An 18,591-nucleotide genomic window follows, 5' to 3' on the forward strand; every position below is an offset into this window, starting at 1 on the left:
CTAAAAACTCATTTTTAAATCGCCTTTTTAATTGTCTTCATCTGTTATTTTCTGTTTTAAGAAAGCTTGAAAATTACGCATTGCCTCCATCTCATCCTCAACTGATTCAGCGAGAAAACGATATAAATCTTCTTTCTGCACAATCGAGAATAATGGACTGGTTTCACATTCTTCATATTCGCCATTGTTTAGCGTGAATATGCGTAGAGTTTCGCCATTGTATCGCCAAAATTCAGGAACGCCCATGGCTGCATAAAGTTGATTTTTATTAATATCTGTGTTGGTGATATCCACTTCTACGATGAGATCGGGCGGCGGATCTTTGTCAAAATCAACATTACGTCCTGCAACCTGGCGCTGATTTTGAATGTAGTAGGCACAGTCGGGCTCTGCTCCTTTCTTTACATCCTTACGATTTATGGTTGTTGAACCCATTGTCTTCATTTTTAATCCCATTTCAAGGACAAGGAGTCGAATAAAGAGTTCAATGAGTCGTAGGGCAAATTCGTGATCTTCTAAAGGCGCGGTGATTTCTAACGTTCCATTACAAAAGGAGAGGCGGGAATGACGGTCTTGGGGTAATGCTTGAAAAATTTTGAGATAGTCATCCCAACTGAGGTTATGAAATGCGACCCGCTGTTCTCCCACTGGTTTAGGAATATTTGTTCTAATTGGTGTTGCGACCATGGTATTTCCTCTTCACAACAAAACCTAAATCTATCTTACTGAAGTGCATTGGTTTAGAGTGGCGATCGCCTTCCCTTTTGCCTGAGGCGATCGCCTTTTTTATTCCCGATTAATTGCTGGGTAATTGACTCATTTTTTCGAGGTCGAGAACTTGGGCTAGGGTCGCTTCATCCATTAAGCCCCGTTCGAGGACAATTTGCCGGAGGGTTTTGCCCGTTTGCAAGGATTCCTTGGCGACATCGGCGGCGTTGAGATAACCGATATGGGTATTGAGAGCCGTGACAAGGGAAAGACTACTTTCGGCGTAATTATGACAGCGTTGTTCGTTGGCGGTGATGCCTGCAATACATTTGTCACTGAGGGCCTTGATGGTGTTGCCGAGAATTTCGATGCTGTGGATTAAATCGTAGGCAATCAGGGGCATCATCACGTTAAGTTCCAATTGTCCGGCTTGGGCGGCAAAGGCGATCGCCGTATCGTAGCCCATCACCTGAAAGCACACCATAGAAGTCATTTCCGCCATGACGGGATTGTACTTACCGGGCATAATCGAGGAACCGGGTTGCACAGGGGGCAGTTGAATTTCCTTAAAGCCAGTGTTAGGGCCAGAATCCATCAGGCGCAAATCATGGGAAATTTTCACAAGATCCTGAGCAAGGTTACGCAACGCACCGGACACATTCACAAAGGGCGACATACTTTGCATCGCTGCCATTAGGTGGGGGGCAGAGGTCACAGGTTGCCCGATCAGTTCACTTAAAATTTCTGCCACCCGAAAACGATATTGGGGATGGGTGTTTAAACCTGTGCCAGAAGCACTACCGCCTAAACCTAAAACCGTTAAATCTTTGGCGGCGGTTTCGATGCGCCCCATGTGGGCGGTTAAAATTTCTGCCCAAGCGCGGAATCCTTCCCCAAGCCGGACGGGAACGGCATCCTGCATGTGGGTGCGGCCAGATTTGACGATGTGGGCAAATTCTTCTGCTTTATTATCCAAAGTGGCGATCGCCCCAGAGAGAGCTGGATATAAACAATGTTCGAGGGCTAATAACCCACCGATACGAATCGCCGTGGGAATCACATCATTGGTGGATTGCCCGTAGTTCACATGATCGTTGGGGCTAACGGTTTGGTAATCGCCCTTTTCGCCGCCGAGAAGTTCGAGGGCACGGTTCGCCAAGACTTCGTTGACATTCATGTGGTGGGAGGTGCCAGCCCCCGCTTGGTACACATCGACGACGAATTGCTCTCGTAATGCCCCCTGCAACACTTCATCACAGGCTTTTACAATTGCCTCGGACATCTGGGCTTCAATACAACCGAGTTCCGCATTGGCGATCGCCGTCGCTTTTTTAATCAGAACGCAAGCATCGATATAGGTAGGGAGGGGTTTAATGCCGCTGATCGGAAAATTTTCCGTCGCCCTCAGGGTTTGGATGCCATAGTAGGCGTCGTGGGGGATTTGGCGATCGCCCATGGAATCTTTTTCAATGCGAAAATCTGCGCTCATATATTTTGACTGAATCGAGTTTGTATCCCCCTAGTTTAAAAGGATGGCACGAAATTCAGATCTTACAATGGAGCTAATCAATGCTCTGGAGGATAACCGATGGTTGCTTCGATGAAGAATGCCCGCCAGAAAGAGGCGATCGCCCCCTGGGTTCCGTCCCAGTGGGAAGCGTACCAACAACAGCGGAATTTGCCCACCGATGATCTTAATAAACAAAAGCTGTATTTTTATCAAAATTCATTATTAGTTGAAATGGGCGCAGAAGGAATTAATCACGCTTCAGTAAATAATCTATTTACTTTACTCATTGGTTTTTGGTTTGCGTTCAATTCAGAAAATACAGGACATTTAATGGGCGGCTGTCAACTAGAAAAAAGCTCAAAAAAAATTGCCGCTGCGCCTGACTTGGTTTTGTATCTTGGGAAAAATCATCCTGTGTGGAAACAAGGCGATCGCCGTTATTTAAACTTAGATGAATGGCGCGTGCCAGATTTAGTGGGTGAAATTTCTGACACGACAATTTTCCATGATTTAGACCGTAAAAAAGAAATTTACGCTGCCTTAGGTATCCCTGAATATTGGGTAATTGATATCCAAGCTCAACGGTTTTTTCTCTTAGTTTTAAATGGGGCTGGACGCTATGAATCCGTTGAAACATCTCAGGTTTTAAAGGACTTACCAAAAGCACTATTAGAAGAAGCCCTAGAACGTGTTGCTTCAGACGGCAATGCCCAGGTGGCCCAGTGGTTTATGGGACAATTGCAAGTCGAACAGCCCCAATGATGTGGTTTTAGTTTTGGGAAATTGAAGGATTATTCGCTTTAATGGGGAATAATTGTTGTCAATCCAAAACTTTCTATGGCTAGCGTAACGTTCGAGCAAGTGACGAAGCGATTTGATGATTTTGTCGCCGTCAACAACCTCAACCTTGCCATCGAAGATGGTGAATTCTTAGTATTTGTAGGACCGTCCGGCTGTGGGAAAACGACTTCTCTCCGGTTGCTGGCGGGTCTGGAATCGATTACCGATGGGCAAATTTGCATTGGCGATCGCCGGGTCAATCACCTCTCCCCTAAAGATCGCGACATTGCGATGGTGTTCCAATCCTACGCCCTCTATCCCCACATGAGCGTCTATGAAAATATGGCGTTCAGTCTGCAATTGCAGGGAGTTGATCAAACCGAAATTAACAAGCGTGTCCAGAGTGCCGCCGCCCAATTAGGCATCGAAAGACTATTACAACGCAAACCCAAAGAACTTTCTGGGGGACAGCGGCAACGGGTCGCCGTGGGGCGGGCAATCGTCCGTAAACCCGCCGTCTTTCTGATGGATGAACCCCTTTCTAACCTTGATGCAAAATTGCGTGTCCAGGCCCGTAAAGAAATTAGTAAACTCCACCAAGACCTCAACACCACCTTTATCTACGTCACCCACGACCAAGTGGAAGCGATGACCATGGGCGATCGCATTGCCGTGATGAAGGATGGGATTTTGCAGCAGGTCGATAGTCCCGGCAATCTCTATAACAATCCCAATAATTTGTTTGTCGCTGGATTTATTGGCAGTCCCGCGATGAACTTTTTTGACGTCGAACAAACCACCAATGAAGGGGAACCCTGTCTCAAACTGGGGGAAAACTTAATTTCAATTCAAAAATATTTATCGCAATTTATAGTCGATGGTGGCGTGACTTTCAAGGATCGGCCCCTTACCCTAGGGATTCGTCCTGAAGATATTTATCATCCCCAATATTTACCCCCTGATATTCCCACTGTCGCTGTGCAAGCGACGATCAATATGATTGAAATGATGGGCAATGAACTCATTGTCTATCTCACAACGGCTGAACAAGGGGAATTCGTCGCGCGCTTTGACCCCCGTGCTACGGTTAAACAGGGAGAAACCCTTGATGTGTTATGGAATGTCCAACGCTTGTATCTTTTTGATCGCGAAATGGAAACCGTTATTGCATAAAATCATCTGCTATTTTTGGGGCGCTCAAACCCCGTTCAAAATAAAACTTCTCTTTTAATTTATTTGCTGAATTCAACTTTTATGAATGTTTTTTGTACAAAAAAAATCTCCCCTTAAGCTTACTTCCCTTGCACTTAGTTCCGCACTGGTTTTAACGGGCTGTGTTGGCGAACAAACAACTCCTGGAGACGATACAGCAAGCGACACCAAACAAGTCACCGTTTTCGGAGTAATGATCGGGGAGCAACAGGAAAAAATTGAGGCGGCACTGGCTCCCTTTACCGAAGAAACAGGCATTGAAGTGGTTTACGAAGGCACAGATACCTTTGCGACGACCTTGCCGATTCGGGTTGATTCCGGCAATCCGCCAGATCTAGCGATGTTTCCCCAACCGGGGCTGATGGCGGATTTTGCGCGGGAAGGTCGGTTGGTTCCCCTCACAGAATTTATGAGCCTTGAGGATTTGCAGGCGGCCTATGATGAGTCTTGGATTCAGCTCGGTAGTGTGGAAAATGTGCCCTATGGGGTGTGGTATCGGGCTTCGGTTAAAAGTTTAGTTTGGTACAACCCGCAGCAATTTGCGGCGAATGGCTACGAGATTCCCACCACTTGGGATGAAATGCTAGCTCTGAGCGATCGCCTTGTGTCTGAAGGCAAAACCCCCTGGTGTATTGGCATGGAAAGTGGCGATTCGACGGGTTGGGTTGGTACCGATTGGGTCGAAGAAATTATGCTACGCACCGCAGGCCCCAATGTCTATGACCAGTGGATCAACCACGAAATTCCCTTTAACGATCCGGCGGTGGAAAATGCGGTCAATATTTTCGGTGACATTGTTCGCAACGAAGATTATGTCTATGGTGGCGTAGTAAGTGCTCTGAGTACGCCCTTTGGAGATTCGATTCAAGGATTGTTTGGCGAAGATCCCAACTGCTATCTACACAAGCAAGGGAATTTTATTGAGGCGTTTTTACCAACGGACATTAACCTCAATGAAGATGTGGATGTGTTCCCGCTGCCGCAGATTAATCCGGAGCAAGGTCTGCCGATCCTCGTTGCGGGGGATGTGTTCGCGATGTTTAATGACACCCCCGAAGCGCGCCAGTTGATGGAATATCTCGCCAGTAAAACGCCCCACGAAGTTGCCGCAGGACTGGGGGGTTATCTTTCGCCCCGACAGGGCATTGATTTGGCCCTATATCCCACAGATTTAAGCCGCAAACAAGCAGAGATTTTGGGGAATGCGGAAGTGATCCGCTTTGATGCGTCGGATATGATGCCGGGTGCGGTGGGCACGGGCACTTTCTGGTCGGGCATGGTGGACTATGTCGGTGGCGCAGATGCCGCAACGGTTTTAACCAATATTGAAAACAGTTGGCCTGAGTAACATCCCTCTAAATCCCCCTTTGAAGGGGGACTTCGATTCCCCTGAATCCTTCTTTAACCGAGACTGTAAGTATTTCATGGAGGTCATGATGGAATTCTGGACGCGTCTACTAAACGTGGTCTTGGCGATCGCCATTGGTTGTGGCGGTGTGATTGGGCTGTTTTATTTAGCCAATCTTGCGATTAATGCCCTGCCGAAACCCTGGAATCAGCGACTATTGCCGTGGGTTTATATTTCTCCGGCATTATTATTGCTTTCTGCCTATTTGATTTTACCGACGGTGCAAACTTTTTATTTGAGTTTTCTAGATGGGCGATCGCAAAATTTTGTGGGGCTAAAAAACTATATTTTTGCCTTCACTGACCGGGCAATGTTAATTGCGTTTAAAAACAATTTGCTTTGGCTTGTTTTGGTTACAGGTGTCAGCGTCAGTTTGGGGTTAATTATTGCCGTACTGGTTGACAAAGTGCGCTATGAACCAATTATTAAATCCTTAATTTTCTTGCCGATGGCAATCTCCTTTGTGGGAGCGAGTGTCATCTGGAAATTTATGTACGCCTACAAACCCGCTGGGGATGATCAAATTGGTGTTTTAAATGCTCTGTTGGTGAATTTTGGCTTTGAACCCGTGGGCTGGATCGTCGAACAATCGGTAAATAATTTTGCTTTGATTGCAATTATGATCTGGCTCTATACGGGCTTTGCGATGGTGATTTTATCTTCGGCGGTCAAAGGTATTCCCGAAGAAGTGATCGAAGCGGCGCGGATTGATGGGGCGAATAGTTGGCAAATTTTTTGGCGAATTACAATTCCAATGATCCGTTCCACGATTCTCGTTGTCAGTACCACGATTATTATTTTGGTCTTGAAAGTATTTGATATTGTTTTTGTGATGACGGGGGGCAATTATGGCACAGAAGTGATTGCCAGTCGCATGATTAAAGAGATGTTTAATTATCGAAATTTTGGGCGTGGTAGTGCGATCGCCATCGTGCTTTTAATCTTAATTATTCCGGTAATGATCAGTAATATCCGACGGTTTAGAACACAGGAGAAATTACGCTAATGGCACAGCAAAAGCAAACTCAATTTTGGCAAAAAACACCGATTCATATTTCGTTATTAGTCATTGCTTTTATCTGGACATTGCCGTCGGTGGGGTTACTGATTAGCTCCTTTCGGCGACGGGATGCAATGTTGGCGACGGGTTGGTGGACAATTTTTGAACATCCCTTTGAACTAACCCAATATCACATCGGCAATTATATAGATGTGCTGCAAGCGGAGGGCATGGGACAGGCCTTTTTTAATAGCTTGACGATCGCCATTCCCGCGACGGTGATCCCGATTGCGATCGCCTGTTTTGCCGCCTATGCCTTTGCCTGGATGAAATTTCCGGGGCGACAATTTTTATTTATCGTGGTGGTTTGTTTACTGGTTGTCCCGCTACAAACGACCCTGATTCCGATTCTGCGGGCCTATCGAGATTTTGGTCTGTCCAACAGTTTTCTGGGGGTGTGGCTTGCCCATGCGGGCTATGGCTTGCCCTTGGGGATTTATCTTCTGCGGAACTATATTGGCGAACTACCGAAGGATTTAATCGAAGCAGCGGCGGTGGATGGCGCGTCCCACCTGAAGATTTTTACGAAATTAATCGTCCCTCTCTCCATGCCGGCGATCGCCTCCTTTGCGGTCTTTCAATTTCTGTGGGTGTGGAATGATTTGCTCATCGCCCTAGTTTATTTAGGCACCACAAATGACGTTGCCCCCGTCACGATCCAACTGAGTAATTTAGTCGGGTCACGGGGTCAGGATTGGCACCTACTCACTGCCGGAGCCTTTATCTCGATGATCGTTCCCCTCGGCGTTTTCTTCAGCCTACAACGCTATTTCGTACGGGGAATTTTAGCGGGTTCAGTGAAATCCTAGTCCTTTGTCCACACGGGATGTTGGAACAGCGCGAGGATCGTTTTTGCGCCCCGTAACTGGTTGGAGGTGGGCAGATGTCCCCTGGGTGCATCCAGATTCCAAATAAATGCTTTGGGATAACGCGCCCAGGTTCGCCCATTTCGCCAGGCAATTTTTTCCCAGAGGGCATTGAAGTCTTTACCGAGGGAATTCCATAATTTACGCTGTACCGAAAAACCAAATTTCCCGCCAGAATAAACCTGCCACAGCTGATCGAGGGTGAGCAGATCCTCGTCGGGAAACCGCTCTACCTCCGTAAAGTAGAGCCATTTTCGTTTCATAGCAGATTCTCCTGCCAGTTCACACATTTTCTGGAGGGTTAAAATATCCGCTTCCAGAAACTCCTCTTCGATCAATTTGTCTTGAATAATCTGGTAATCAATCTCTCGCGCTGACTTGAGTTCAACGACCCCCTCCGGAAATTCTTGCTGCATGAACAATAAATTTTCGGCGGTTTGATTCTGGGTGAGCACCTGGCAAATTTTCCCCATGACAGGGGTTGCCGCCTGGCCCTGTTGCGCCATCAAAAATTCTCTCAAGCAAGCAAAACCAGCATCCCCTTGGTCAATCAGTTGGGGGATTTGTTCTAGCTGCTTTTTCGCCGATAATGCCGAAAATTCTTGCAGTAAATCGCTGGTTGCCTCCATGTAAACTGTGTCTCCCCAATGTGTTGCGTCAAAAAATTGTGATGGATGTAGTGCGTGGGCGATCGCCGTCAAAATCTACTATTGAGTCAAGCAGAGCGATAAAGCTTTACCCAGTGGGACGGAAATCACCATCAAACCAGACTATCACAGGACACAGTAGGAAATATTGACTCTTGTTGAAGAATCTTTTGGATAATGCCACTGGTGGAGGTGGGAATTTCAATCTGGATCAGCTCAATTTTGCCGCCGTAGGCCTTGACGGTAGGCGCTTCCGGGAGTGTTTCTGGCGTGTAATCACCCCCCTTAACATAAATATCCGGTTGTAGGGCAGCGATGGTTTGGGTGGCGGTGGGTTCATCAAATAACACGACGGCATCCACAACAGCGAGAGCGGTCAAAAGTTCAGCGCGTTGGGCTTCGGGGATGATGGGACGATCGGGTAAATGGTCGGGTTGGGGTTTAATCTTTGTGACCGAGCGATCGCCATTTAAGCCAATCACCAAAGTTTTGCCCAGTTGTTTCGCAGCGGTCAGATAACGGACATGGCCCACGTGGAGCAGATCAAAACAGCCATTGGTAAACACAAGGGGACGCCAGCGGTCTGGATCAGTGGCGATCGCCCGCTGCAACACCGCCAACTCATAAACCTGTCCCATTAGTTGTCCTCAGAATGATTTGCTGGTTTTTCATAGCCATTTTCATAGGCAAACCGCACCAATTGAGACCGATTTCCAAGGTTTAATTTATTCAAAATACTACTGAGGTGCGTCTGGACAGTGCGCGGACTGACATAAAGATGCTCACTGATTTGCTTATTGGTCCAACCTTGAACCGCCTCCCAAAAAACACGCATCTCGGCGGGGGTTAACGGGAGTGGTTCTGGGGCTTGCTTCATCTGCTCAACGTTAGCCTGGGCAGCGAGCCGTTGCATTTCTGCGCGAATATTCTCTATTCTGGCTAGCTGGCGCTCAATCTTTGCGAGTAATTCCTTCATTTCAAAGGGTTTGGCGATATAGTCGTCGGCCCCTGAAAAATGACCCTCAACGCGCGCCTCCACATCAGTCTGACTCGACAAAAATAGAAAAGGAATCAACTGTCCTGTCGGTTGAGAACGAATATACCGGCAGAATTCAAAACCATCCATTTCTGGCATACGCACATCAGAAACGATTAGATCCGGTTGAAATTCCAGCCAAATATCGAGTCCCTGCTTTCCAGACAGAACGACCGCGACGAGATATCCAGCTTGCGTGAGTAAATTTTCCAGGATCTTTTGCAAGATAGGATCATCATCGATCACAAGAATTCGTTTCATGTCATTGCACCAACTGAAAATAAAGATTTACGGGTTAATCTACAGACTACAGACATTTCGGAAAGCTCTTCTCCACCCAAAAAACGTGGTTAGATCAAGGGTATTACAGATAAGAGCAATACGAGTGGTTATTTTGTAACCAATCTACAGATTTATTTACAATTTTTTGTAAACTATGGGGAGTGTCAATTGCTTCTCAGTTCAATTTTGCGCCCCAGGGACGCCAGGAGGTCAACGCCAGTTATGAAAATTAGGCTCAAGCCAGAAGAATATTTATTGTGGGGCCATGGGTTGGCCATGGCCTTTGGTTTAGCGGGCTTACTGCTTGTTTTACCAAATGCCAATTTCATTGCCGGCTTGCCAGATTTTGGCCAGGTTGCTTTTCGTCTCTCGATGGCCAATGGTGGTGTGATGTACATGCTCCTGGGGATGGCTGCGGTCACTGTCTATGCCTATCGCCTGCTGGGGAAAAAATATTTATTGTCTTTTCTCATTCCAGCGCTAGCAGTGTCGGTATCAGCGGAACTAATGGGCACCAGTACAGGGTTTCCGTTTGGGGCTTATCACTACACCAGCGGTTTGGGCTATAAGATTGCGGGGTTAGTCCCGTTTACCATTCCTCTGTCTTGGTTTTATCTGGGCTTTAGTAGTTTTCTGATCGCGCGGGTGGGTTTGCAGAAATATAATTTGCCTCGGTGGATCTATTCTTTAGCGGCGATCGCCCTTGGCGCTTTGCTGCTCACCTCTTGGGATTTTGTTCTAGATCCGGGGATGAGCCAAACTGCTGTACCTTTCTGGGAATGGGAAGTGGTTGGGCCATTTTTCGGGATGCCCTACGAAAATTTCTCCGGTTGGTTTGGAACCGGTTGTGTGTTTATGGGTATTGCCAGCCTGTTTTGGGGCAAGGAACCCCTTGAGCTGTCCCGGGAACAGTTGATGTTGCCCTTCGCCATGTATCTTTTGAATTTTGGCTTTGCGACGATGATGAGCATTGGTGGCGGCATTTATCCACCCATTTTGTTGGGAATCCTGCTGGGCTTGGCACCGGTTACTGTGTTGTACTTCAGTATCCCCAAAGCAAGCCAAGCAACGACAACGCTGCCGATGGTGGATGCCACGACTGAGAAAATGCCCGTGGGCGCCGGTCGTTAACTATTTTTTCGTATTGCCCCCACCCTCCAAAATTGGGGGTTTTTTGTGTTTATTTTTAGCTGGAAATTACTTGAGTTATGGATTTTTCCCCGGTATGGATCGGTGGTCTTTGTCTGTTTGGCTTGCTCATTCAGGGTAGTGGGGCTTTAGTTGTCCTGGTACGGTTAATGAAGGGGGCCGTGCGGCGATCGCCTTTGACTCCCCAAGCTTCAAATTCTGATAATTTAGCCGCCGTCACAGTGGTGGTGCCGAGCCTCAACGAAGTAGAACGGATTCAACCCTGCTTGGATGGGCTAAGTCAGCAAAGCTATGAAGTGCGAGAAATCCTCGTCGTTGATAGTAATTCCACCGATGGCACTAGGGAAAAAATTTTAGCCAAAGCTGCAACGGATCCCCGGTTTCGCTTACTAACAGATGATCCACTACCCCAGGGTTGGGTGGGCCGTCCCTGGGCGTTGAATTGGGGGTTTGAGCACAGTTCCCCAGACAGTGAGTGGATTTTGGGAGTCGATGCCGATACCCAACCCCAGCGAGGCATGATCGCCAGTGTTCTCCAGGCTGCTGAAGAGGAAGGGTTTGATTTGGTTTCCTTGTCGCCCCAGTTTATTTTGCGATCGCCTGGGGAGTGGTGGTTACAGCCAGCGCTATTGATGACCTTGCTGTTTCGCTTTGATGTGGCGGGGATTCGCCAACCAGATCAAGATAGTGTGATGGCCAATGGGCAATGTTTTCTCTGTCGCCGCGAGGTTTTAGAAAAAGTAGGGGGCTACCGCTCGGCGGCGGGATCGTTTTGTGATGATGTGACCCTAGCGCGCAATATTGCCAAGGCTGGGTATAAAGTGGGCTTCTTGGATGGGGCGAAAATTATTAAAGTCAGAATGTACGAAGGGATGCGGGAAACCTGGGATGAGTGGGGGCGATCGCTCGATCTAAAAGATGCCACCTCCCGGACAGAACTCTGGGGGCAACTGTGGCTGCTGACCATGGTGCAAGGCCTACCGATTCCCTTAACGATGCTGCTGTTTGGGGGCATCGAAGAAGGTCTAAGCAACCCTTTTTTGTCTGGTTGGTTGGGCTTAAATGTCTTTTTGCTCCTGGTGCGCTTCGGGATGCTGTTGGCCATTTTCGGCTCCTACGATCGCCAATTTAGCGTCGGTAAAAGTGCATGGCTATTTTGGTTATCTCCCTTTGCCGATCCCTTTGCGGTGGCACGGATTTTTCTGTCAGCCCGGCAAAAACCCAAGGCCTGGCGGGGGCGCGTGTACAGCTAAAAACGGTATGATATCCCTGTTTTGTTCTTGGCAATAGGTGAAAAAATGGCGATCGCATTACCGAAAAAAATCATGTTGTTGGGCTCTGGAGAACTGGGGAAAGAAGTGGCGATCGCCGCCCAACGTTTAGGCAATACCGTGATCGCTGTGGATCGCTATGACAACGCCCCGGCAATGCAGGTGGCCGACCAACGGGAAGTCATCTCGATGCTTGATGGGGTAGCCCTCGAAGCGGTGATCAAAAAACATCAACCGGATCTGATCGTGCCGGAAGTAGAAGCCATCCGCACCGAAAAACTCATCGAATTAGAACAGCAAGGCTACACCGTCATTCCCACCGCCGCCGCCACCAACTTCACCATGAACCGCGATCGCATCCGGGATCTTGCCAGCGAAGAATTAGGCCTGCGTACCGCCAAATATGCCTATGCCACCAACCTCGCAGAACTCAAAACCGTCGCCCAGGACATCGGCTTTCCCAACGTGATCAAGCCCGTAATGTCCTCCTCTGGTAAAGGGCAATCCGTGGTACAAACTGCCGACGAATTAGAAACGGCCTGGAATTACGCCATTGAGGGGGCCAGGGGGGACACCGCCAAAATTATCATCGAAGAATTCATCGATTTCGAGGTAGAAATCACCCTCCTCACCATCCGCCAATGGGCAGGAGAAACCCTCTTTTGTCCGGCGATCGCCCACCGCCAAGAACGGGGTGACTACCAAGAATCCTGGCAGCCCGTTGGTTTAACCGCAGCCCAAGTGAAAGATGCCCAGGACATTGCCCGGAAAGTTACCGATAAACTCGGTGGCGCTGGCATTTTTGGGGTCGAGTTTTTTATCACCAAAGACGAAGTGATTTTTTCGGAATTGTCTCCCCGGCCCCACGATACGGGCATGGTAACGCTCATTTCCCAAAACCTGAATGAATTTGAACTCCATCTCCGGGCGATCTTGGGTCTACCTATTCCTACCATTGAATTGCTGAGTCCGGCGGCCAGTGCGGTGATTTTAGCTGAGAAAAATAGCGATCAAATTATTTTTACTGGCGTTGCGGCAGCCTTGGCTATCCCAGACACAGATCTCCGTTTATTCGGTAAGCCTGATTCTCGTCCCTACCGTCGCATGGGGGTCGCCCTCGCCAAGGGGAAAGATGCTACCGAAGCCCGTCAAAAGGCAACGACGGCAGCAGCCACAATTAAGATCGTTGAATCGCTCTAATTGACTGTGGTTTGACCGGGGAGATTATTTGCGAGGGTAAGCCAGTCGCGGCCCAGTTGAATCGTGATATCAGAGTTTAATACTCCGGTACTTTCCACCCGCACTTCCCCAAATCCTAGGTTTGCGCGAATTTCGGAAGCCGCTAGATCATCTCCTTTTTGGGCGACGATGCGCGTGTTTTCCAACGGTTCTGACCAGTCCTGGGCAATGCTGACCCGACTGTAACCCGCTTCGTTTAAACGCTGGAGGAGCGATCGCACGGCTTGGGAATTCCCCGTACTGTCTTGGATTGCAATGCGCACATCCCCAGGGGAGAGAAAGTCTAAATTGCTGGCGTAATCGGTCTGGATGTCAAAATGCTGGGCCATCACCCGACTAATGCGGCTGCGGTGGGGTAACCAATAGCTTGTGCTGCCGTTTCTGCCGTCGCCGCTAAATTCCCCTGGGAGCATCACCATCTGAATATTACTGCGCTCGATCTGAGAACCAAAGCCAGCGAGGGCAATCAGTTCTTGCACGCTCATATTCGTATCAATATGGGATTGAATAATCGACATGACCTGGGGAAATTTCACCAAGTTACTGGGAGTTAAACCTTGCTCTAGAACGGCACGGATTAGGGTCTGTTGGCGCTGGACGCGGCCAATATCACCATATTCGTCATAGCGGAACCGCAAAAATTGGAGGGCTTCGTCGCCATTGAGGTGCTGTTCTCCTTCCTTGAGGTTGATGTAGAGACGCTGACTATCGTCCTGGTATTTCATGTCCTTCGGGACGTAGACTGTGACCCCACCGAGGGCATCAATGAGTTTACCAATGCCCTGGACGTTGACGCGGATATAGCGGTCAATTTCGACGCCACCCAGAAGATCCCCAACGGTTTTAGCGGAAAGGACTGCACCACCGTAGGCGTTGGCATGGTTAATTTTCGAGAGACCATAGCCTTCGATGTTGGCCTGGGTGTCCCGGGGAATGGAGAGGATGGAGATTTGTTTGTCGGCGGGGTCAAAGCGCAATAGCAACATCGTATCGGCCAGCCCTTCAAAGGAATTCACGAGGGCGTGGTAACCGAGGTCTTCATTGGTGCCGTCATCCACTTCAGAGGTGAGCACTTTTGTCCCCAACAGCAGAATATTTACGGGGCGCGTCAGTTCTGGTAAACGGAGGGATTGTTTGGCGATCGCCTCATCCTGGGAGAAGACGCTGAGTTCTTCCGGGGCGAGGGGCGTTTGGCGCAGGGGGGTTGAGGAGAGGGACACCGCCAGTAAAGCACCCGCCGTAGCAGACACAATCGAAACGCCCGTCAAACCACACCAAATCATTAACCAGTGCCAGGTCGAAAGGGGCCGCCGTTTTTTCGACGACGACTTCTGAAAAGGGTTAGTTTTAGCGTTTTTTTGTTTTTGGGTTGCTTTGGCCGATAGACGTTGATTTGCTAGGGACGATTTTGTTGCAGGCACAGGTTTCCTCACACCGGAAAGACCACACTAAAAATTGCGGGACGAAATACTTTGATAGCTATGCTAAACCAGAGGTTCCACTTTTGGTGAGTTTTACTTCAGAAAATATTCCTCGAAATTGTCGGCCATCTGATCAGTGCTTGTTGGGGGTGTTTTAGCGGATTTTTGCCAAACACGTACCATCAAAACAAAGCAACCGAGAAAATATCCAGACGTCAGCAGGGCATTGAGATACATCATCCGAAACCCGCCAATTCCCGCCAGATGGTCACTCCCCCAGCCTAACCCCAGGTAGAGGCTTAGCCAGCTCAGCATTAGCATAATCGCCTGGCGACTAATCTGTTGTTCACGGCGATCGCCTTTGGATCCATAGAGCTGCCATAATGCCGGAACAAAACCCAGAATCGGCACCAAATAGAGGTAAAGACGTAATTGTCGTAGACGATTCTCACCAAGGCGATCGCCAGATTCAGCCATAGATCTCGACTCCGCAGGGACTACATTTATCCTAGCTTAAGTTCTTAATGCTCCAGCTTTCCCCAGCGGGACAACACCGGATTTAACAACGCCGTTGGCCATCGGGCATGATCGCCCCCTGCAAATTTACTCGCCCCAAAGCAACCCCTTCTAGGTCAGCATTTTCTAAGTTGCAACCCTGGAGATTTGCCCCCTGGAGCAGACAACCCCGCAGATTTGCCCCCACCAAAGACGCCCCGGTCAGATCACTATGACTGAGATCTGCCCCCCGGAGATTGACCCTTTCTAGATCCGCCCCCACCAGATTGCTATAGGCCAGATTGCTCCAGCGTACATCGGTTTTACGGAGGGTCGCCCCCTGGAGATTTGCCCCAAATAGGTAACTGTGGTGGAGGTGGGCTTGGGTCAAATCTGCACCCACAAGTTTGACTTTATAAAGCTGTCCCTTGCCGACTTCTGCTTCAAATAAATTGGCTTGGCTGAGATCCGCTTCATTGAAACTCACTTCATTCAAGTTCGTTTCGCTTAAATTAGCGCGATGCAGTTGGGCTTGGCTGAGGTTCGCCCCCAGGAGGCTGCTGTAGCGGAGATTGGCCCCGATCAGATTTGTGTGGTAAAAATTGACTCCCTGCAAACAGCATTGGCGCAAGTCCGCCCCGATCAAGTTAGCAAAACTGAGGTCGGCCCCCGAAAAATTACTATTGGCAAAGTGGCCATTACTGGCGTTGGCAGACTGCAAATTGGCATCCAAAAGCTGCAGAGACTCCCCCTGGGCACCACTCAAGTCGGCTTGTTGGAGATTAGCGGCAATTAAGCGACTGTGGTCAAGGAGGCACTGGGACAAATTACAGCGACTGAGATCGATTCCTCGCAAGTTGAGGCGGCTGAGATTGGCGTGGCTCAAGTCAGGAATCACGGTGGGGTGGGCTTGCCGCCATTGGAGCCATGCCAGGGTACCTTGTTTGAGGATATTGAGCGGTTGAGATGCCATGGTTCGTTTCAGAATTATTCTTGACGCTGGGTTGATTGGGGTCGGCCAGGGGCATAAGCGATCGCCGCAAGGGCGGCCTGGGAACCGGCAATAATGTCCCGTTCTTCACCCCCAAGATAGACCCGGCCAAAACTCCCCACCGCCGTCACCTGCAAAATATTAATCTGGGCATATTTTTCCGCCTCATTAGCCGCGAGGGCAGCATAGGCTGCGGGCTGCACTTCCAGCACATAGAGGGTTTGGCCCGCCAGCAACATTTGCCCCCGTCGATTTCGATTTACCAATTGGGCCTGGTGGGCATCAATATTACGAATAATTTGGCTAGAGACCACCTCCGGTTTGAGGCAATCCTTGGCCGTTACCCCAAGGGAATCGAGGATTGCTTGGCCCGCAGCCTTGGTTTCCCCTTGGCGGGGCGAGTGAATTTCGAGTAACCCATACAAACGTTCGACAAACTGTACCCCTGGGCGCACGGAGGTAGATTTGAGGGCCACATCGGTAATGCGGTTAATTTCAATGCCTGGGGACACTTCAATCCAGAGGGATGAGTCTCCTGGTAAAGGTAGAAATCCAAGGGCGACTGTACCAATGTAGGATGCGTGTTGCGGTTGCAGGCTATCGAGATAAACATAGCTGCGCAGTTCAATGCCCAAGATTGTCTCCCTGTATTGTCTGGGTTTACTGGGTTAAAAGTTTACCCCACTTCCGGATCCTACTGGGATGTCTTGGGCTAGGTTTTTTGGGCAAATTTAGGCTGCTAGGATTAAGCTTTTGTCGTTTTGAAATAGACGCTCGAAGGCATTAACCATGAAGGGCGATCGCTCAAATTCAGCAGCTTGGATCGGGCGACTGAAAACAAAACCTTGGATCTCGTCACAGTTGAACTGCCGGAGGAACTCGAGCTCTTCTTGGCTTTCGACCCCTTCAGCGATGACTTTAAGGTTTAGTTTGTGGGCCATGCCGATGATTGCCTTGATGATGATGGCATTGGCGGGATTATTTTGCACTTGGCGGATAAAAGAACGATCAATCTTTACGGTATCAAAGCAGGCATGTTGCAGGTAACTCAACCCAGAGTAGCCGGTACCAAAGTCATCGAGAGAGATTTGGACCCCCAGGGTTTTGAGGGCCTTAAGACGACGAATGGAGGCATCCCCTTGGCTGACGAGGGTGCTTTCGGTGAGTTCGAGTTCCACATCCTGGGGCTGGAGCTGATGGTCAATGAGGATTTGACTCAGGCGCTGGTGTAGATCTAGCTGGGTGAATTGGCGGGCCGAGAGATTGATGGACATGGTGAAGTCCTGGAGTCCGGCTGCTTTCCATTGACGGAGCTGCCGGCAGGCTTTGTGAAAGACGAGATCCCCAATGGGAATAATCAAACCCGTTTCTTCGGCCAGGGGAATGAATTGTTTAGGAGAAATCAAACCATGGTCGGGGTGAAACCAGCGCAATAGGGCTTCCGCACCGGTGAGTTGCCCGGTTTGGATGTTGATCTTGGGTTGATAAATGACTTCGAGTTGATTCCGGGCGATCGCCTTCCGCAGTTCCGTTTCTAAAGATGTAAAATTCGACTGGCCCACATTAAAGGCCATGGAGTAGAACAGGGACTGGTTGCCCCCCTGCTGACTCACCCGGAGCATCGCGATATGGGCGTTTTTGAGGAGGGTATCGAGGTCAAAGCCATCCCTCGCATAGACCGCCATGCCGATACTGGCGTTGATAAAGGTTTCCTGGTCATTGGCTAGGGGGAAAGTCTGGGAAAAAATTTGGAGAATTGCCTGGGCAACGTCGGCGATCGCCTGCTTATTCGGTAGCGGATTGAGGACGATGCAAAATTCAAAACTATTGAGGTGAAATAATCTGCCATAACAGCTGACCAACTCATTTAAACGTTCAGTCGCTTGGGCGAAAAGATGATTCGCGACTTCATGGCCGAAATTAGCATTTACCCGTTGGAACCGATCAAAAACAAGACAAAATACACCGATTAAGGATTCGCCATCATGCTCTCGACTGACGGATTGAAAAAACGTTTTTAGATTATTAGTTTGACTAGATAAATGGGTGGCAGCAGGCTTGATTTTTGTCATTTTTTTAGTCCACTGGCTAGTTGAAACAGGCTTTGGGAGACAGTTATTATTGAAACGAATGGAGCGAGGACTGAAAGTAGTATGGCAAAGATAATGTTGATGTGATTTCCTCTATTGAGCCATCTTTTTTGAGTAAAAAACGTATTGAAAACAACAATAACACTATCTGGATGCAAAAAAAGAATCGAAGTGATTGCTTTGCAGAACCTAGAAGCTAGGAGTAGCATCTATTTATGATGAAGGGTCAAGATTGATTTTTTACGAAGAAAGTCTAAGTCTCAAACCAATAATTACTTTATTACCGCTTTCTGCAACATCCATTCCAAAAGAATATTGACAAATCTTGGAAAATATTTAGTTCAAAGACAAGTTGTATTGGAGGGATTGCCATGACCATATAATCACTTAATATCGATGAAATAAACTGAATGGAAATTCAACTAA

At 48.6% G+C, this 18,591-nt stretch carries 19 protein-coding genes; 9 read left to right on the top strand and 10 right to left on the bottom strand.

Annotated elements, in window-relative coordinates:
* Positions 1-27: 27 nt before the first annotated feature.
* Positions 28-687, bottom strand: coding sequence for a Uma2 family endonuclease (locus AACR41_RS10995; protein WP_030006689.1), 660 nt, complete (start codon positions 685-687; stop codon positions 28-30).
* Between AACR41_RS10995 and AACR41_RS11000 the strand changes: the two genes are divergently transcribed.
* On the top strand, positions 678-800 hold the full coding sequence (locus tag AACR41_RS11000) for a hypothetical protein (protein WP_255346743.1): 123 nt from the start codon (positions 678-680) through the stop codon (positions 798-800). The two genes, AACR41_RS10995 and AACR41_RS11000, sit on opposite strands and share 10 nt — an antisense overlap.
* Here the strand turns inward: AACR41_RS11000 and AACR41_RS11005 are convergent.
* Positions 797-2,197: an aspartate ammonia-lyase gene (locus tag AACR41_RS11005; protein WP_030006690.1), complete on the bottom strand. Its 1,401-nt coding sequence runs from the start codon at positions 2,195-2,197 to the stop codon at positions 797-799. The two genes, AACR41_RS11000 and AACR41_RS11005, sit on opposite strands and share 4 nt — an antisense overlap.
* 99 nt (positions 2,198-2,296) lie before the next feature.
* On the opposite strand from AACR41_RS11005, the gene AACR41_RS11010 reads away from it, so the two are divergent.
* From AACR41_RS11010 to AACR41_RS11030, 5 genes are all read left to right on the top strand, one after another.
* The gene (locus AACR41_RS11010) at positions 2,297-2,980 is read left to right on the top strand and encodes a Uma2 family endonuclease (RefSeq protein ID WP_030006691.1); all 684 of its coding nucleotides are present in this window, start codon (positions 2,297-2,299) and stop codon (positions 2,978-2,980) included.
* A 75-nt stretch (positions 2,981-3,055) separates the two neighbouring features.
* On the top strand, positions 3,056-4,171 hold the full coding sequence (locus AACR41_RS11015; protein ID WP_030006692.1) for an ABC transporter ATP-binding protein: 1,116 nt from the start codon (positions 3,056-3,058) through the stop codon (positions 4,169-4,171).
* 232 nt (positions 4,172-4,403) lie between these two features.
* Positions 4,404-5,558: an ABC transporter substrate-binding protein gene (locus AACR41_RS11020; RefSeq protein ID WP_339367638.1), complete on the top strand. Its 1,155-nt coding sequence runs from the start codon at positions 4,404-4,406 to the stop codon at positions 5,556-5,558.
* Positions 5,559-5,577: 19 nt separating this feature from the next.
* On the top strand, positions 5,578-6,624 hold the full coding sequence (locus tag AACR41_RS11025; protein WP_339367639.1) for a carbohydrate ABC transporter permease: 1,047 nt from the start codon (positions 5,578-5,580) through the stop codon (positions 6,622-6,624).
* Complete coding sequence (locus AACR41_RS11030; protein WP_030006695.1) at positions 6,624-7,487, top strand: carbohydrate ABC transporter permease; 864 nt, start codon at positions 6,624-6,626, stop codon at positions 7,485-7,487. The genes AACR41_RS11025 and AACR41_RS11030 overlap by 1 nt, the downstream gene beginning before the upstream one ends.
* On the opposite strand, the gene AACR41_RS11035 is transcribed toward AACR41_RS11030, so the two are convergent.
* The 3 genes from AACR41_RS11035 to AACR41_RS11045 form a co-directional block, all read right to left on the bottom strand.
* Positions 7,484-8,173 carry a GUN4 domain-containing protein gene (locus AACR41_RS11035; protein WP_030006696.1) on the bottom strand — a complete coding sequence of 230 codons (690 nt, stop codon included), beginning with the start codon at positions 8,171-8,173 and terminating at the stop codon, positions 7,484-7,486. The genes AACR41_RS11030 and AACR41_RS11035 overlap by 4 nt on opposite strands.
* A 131-nt stretch (positions 8,174-8,304) precedes the next feature.
* Entirely contained in the window at positions 8,305-8,829 is a 525-nt protein-coding gene (locus AACR41_RS11040) for an adenylyltransferase/cytidyltransferase family protein (RefSeq protein ID WP_030006697.1), read from the bottom strand.
* The gene (locus tag AACR41_RS11045) at positions 8,829-9,488 is read right to left on the bottom strand and encodes a response regulator transcription factor (RefSeq protein ID WP_030006698.1); all 660 of its coding nucleotides are present in this window, start codon (positions 9,486-9,488) and stop codon (positions 8,829-8,831) included. The genes AACR41_RS11040 and AACR41_RS11045 overlap by 1 nt, the downstream gene beginning before the upstream one ends.
* Before the next feature lie 243 nt (positions 9,489-9,731).
* Here AACR41_RS11045 and cruF point away from each other — a divergent pair, with 243 nt between their 5' ends.
* The 3 genes from cruF (at position 9,732) to purT (ending at position 13,129) form a co-directional block, all read left to right on the top strand.
* Positions 9,732-10,640, top strand: a complete 909-nt coding sequence (gene cruF / locus AACR41_RS11050; RefSeq protein ID WP_030006699.1) for a gamma-carotene 1'-hydroxylase CruF — start codon at positions 9,732-9,734, stop codon at positions 10,638-10,640.
* 77 nt (positions 10,641-10,717) lie between these two features.
* On the top strand, positions 10,718-11,911 hold the full coding sequence (cruG, locus tag AACR41_RS11055) for a 2'-O-glycosyltransferase CruG (protein ID WP_030006700.1): 1,194 nt from the start codon (positions 10,718-10,720) through the stop codon (positions 11,909-11,911).
* A 45-nt stretch (positions 11,912-11,956) separates the two neighbouring features.
* Positions 11,957-13,129: a formate-dependent phosphoribosylglycinamide formyltransferase gene (gene purT / locus AACR41_RS11060; protein WP_030006701.1), complete on the top strand. Its 1,173-nt coding sequence runs from the start codon at positions 11,957-11,959 to the stop codon at positions 13,127-13,129.
* Here the strand turns inward: purT and AACR41_RS11065 are convergent.
* The 5 genes from AACR41_RS11065 to AACR41_RS11085 all read right to left on the bottom strand — a co-directional run bounded on the left by AACR41_RS11065 (position 13,126) and on the right by AACR41_RS11085 (position 18,147).
* Positions 13,126-14,589: an LCP family protein gene (locus AACR41_RS11065; protein ID WP_030006702.1), complete on the bottom strand. Its 1,464-nt coding sequence runs from the start codon at positions 14,587-14,589 to the stop codon at positions 13,126-13,128. The genes purT and AACR41_RS11065 overlap by 4 nt on opposite strands.
* A gap of 93 nt (positions 14,590-14,682) precedes the next feature.
* Positions 14,683-15,066 (bottom strand): hypothetical protein, encoded by a 384-nt coding sequence (locus AACR41_RS11070; RefSeq protein WP_030006703.1) that lies wholly within the window; start codon positions 15,064-15,066, stop codon positions 14,683-14,685.
* 82 nt (positions 15,067-15,148) lie between these two features.
* The gene (locus AACR41_RS11075) at positions 15,149-16,057 is read right to left on the bottom strand and encodes a pentapeptide repeat-containing protein (protein WP_030006704.1); all 909 of its coding nucleotides are present in this window, start codon (positions 16,055-16,057) and stop codon (positions 15,149-15,151) included.
* A 14-nt stretch (positions 16,058-16,071) separates the two neighbouring features.
* On the bottom strand, positions 16,072-16,710 hold the full coding sequence (locus AACR41_RS11080; protein ID WP_012307634.1) for a hypothetical protein: 639 nt from the start codon (positions 16,708-16,710) through the stop codon (positions 16,072-16,074).
* Between the two features lie 96 nt (positions 16,711-16,806).
* The gene (locus AACR41_RS11085) at positions 16,807-18,147 is read right to left on the bottom strand and encodes a putative bifunctional diguanylate cyclase/phosphodiesterase (RefSeq protein ID WP_052349644.1); all 1,341 of its coding nucleotides are present in this window, start codon (positions 18,145-18,147) and stop codon (positions 16,807-16,809) included.
* Positions 18,148-18,591: the final 444 nt, after the last annotated feature.

It is taken from the genome of Picosynechococcus sp. NKBG042902 (assembly GCF_963864045.1).
Classification (GTDB): Bacteria; Cyanobacteriota; Cyanobacteriia; order Cyanobacteriales; family MRBY01; genus MRBY01.

Bases quoted from the DNA above. Each gene is read 5' to 3' on its own strand.
- AACR41_RS11070 (WP_030006703.1), bottom strand. From the start codon at position 15,066: ATGGCTGAATCTGGCGATCGCCTTGGTGAGAATCGTCTACGACAATTA.
- AACR41_RS11010 (WP_030006691.1), top strand. From the start codon at position 2,297: ATGGTTGCTTCGATGAAGAATGCCCGCCAGAAAGAGGCGATCGCCCCC.
- cruF (WP_030006699.1), top strand. From the start codon at position 9,732: ATGAAAATTAGGCTCAAGCCAGAAGAATATTTATTGTGGGGCCATGGG.
- AACR41_RS11005 (WP_030006690.1), bottom strand. From the start codon at position 2,197: ATGAGCGCAGATTTTCGCATTGAAAAAGATTCCATGGGCGATCGCCAA.
- AACR41_RS11015 (WP_030006692.1), top strand. From the start codon at position 3,056: ATGGCTAGCGTAACGTTCGAGCAAGTGACGAAGCGATTTGATGATTTT.
- AACR41_RS11075 (WP_030006704.1), bottom strand. From the start codon at position 16,057: ATGGCATCTCAACCGCTCAATATCCTCAAACAAGGTACCCTGGCATGG.
- cruG (WP_030006700.1), top strand. From the start codon at position 10,718: ATGGATTTTTCCCCGGTATGGATCGGTGGTCTTTGTCTGTTTGGCTTG.
- AACR41_RS11085 (WP_052349644.1), bottom strand. From the start codon at position 18,147: ATGACAAAAATCAAGCCTGCTGCCACCCATTTATCTAGTCAAACTAAT.
- AACR41_RS10995 (WP_030006689.1), bottom strand. From the start codon at position 687: ATGGTCGCAACACCAATTAGAACAAATATTCCTAAACCAGTGGGAGAA.
- AACR41_RS11045 (WP_030006698.1), bottom strand. From the start codon at position 9,488: ATGAAACGAATTCTTGTGATCGATGATGATCCTATCTTGCAAAAGATC.
- AACR41_RS11040 (WP_030006697.1), bottom strand. From the start codon at position 8,829: ATGGGACAGGTTTATGAGTTGGCGGTGTTGCAGCGGGCGATCGCCACT.
- AACR41_RS11035 (WP_030006696.1), bottom strand. From the start codon at position 8,173: ATGGAGGCAACCAGCGATTTACTGCAAGAATTTTCGGCATTATCGGCG.
- purT (WP_030006701.1), top strand. From the start codon at position 11,957: ATGGCGATCGCATTACCGAAAAAAATCATGTTGTTGGGCTCTGGAGAA.
- AACR41_RS11020 (WP_339367638.1), top strand. From the start codon at position 4,404: ATGATCGGGGAGCAACAGGAAAAAATTGAGGCGGCACTGGCTCCCTTT.
- AACR41_RS11030 (WP_030006695.1), top strand. From the start codon at position 6,624: ATGGCACAGCAAAAGCAAACTCAATTTTGGCAAAAAACACCGATTCAT.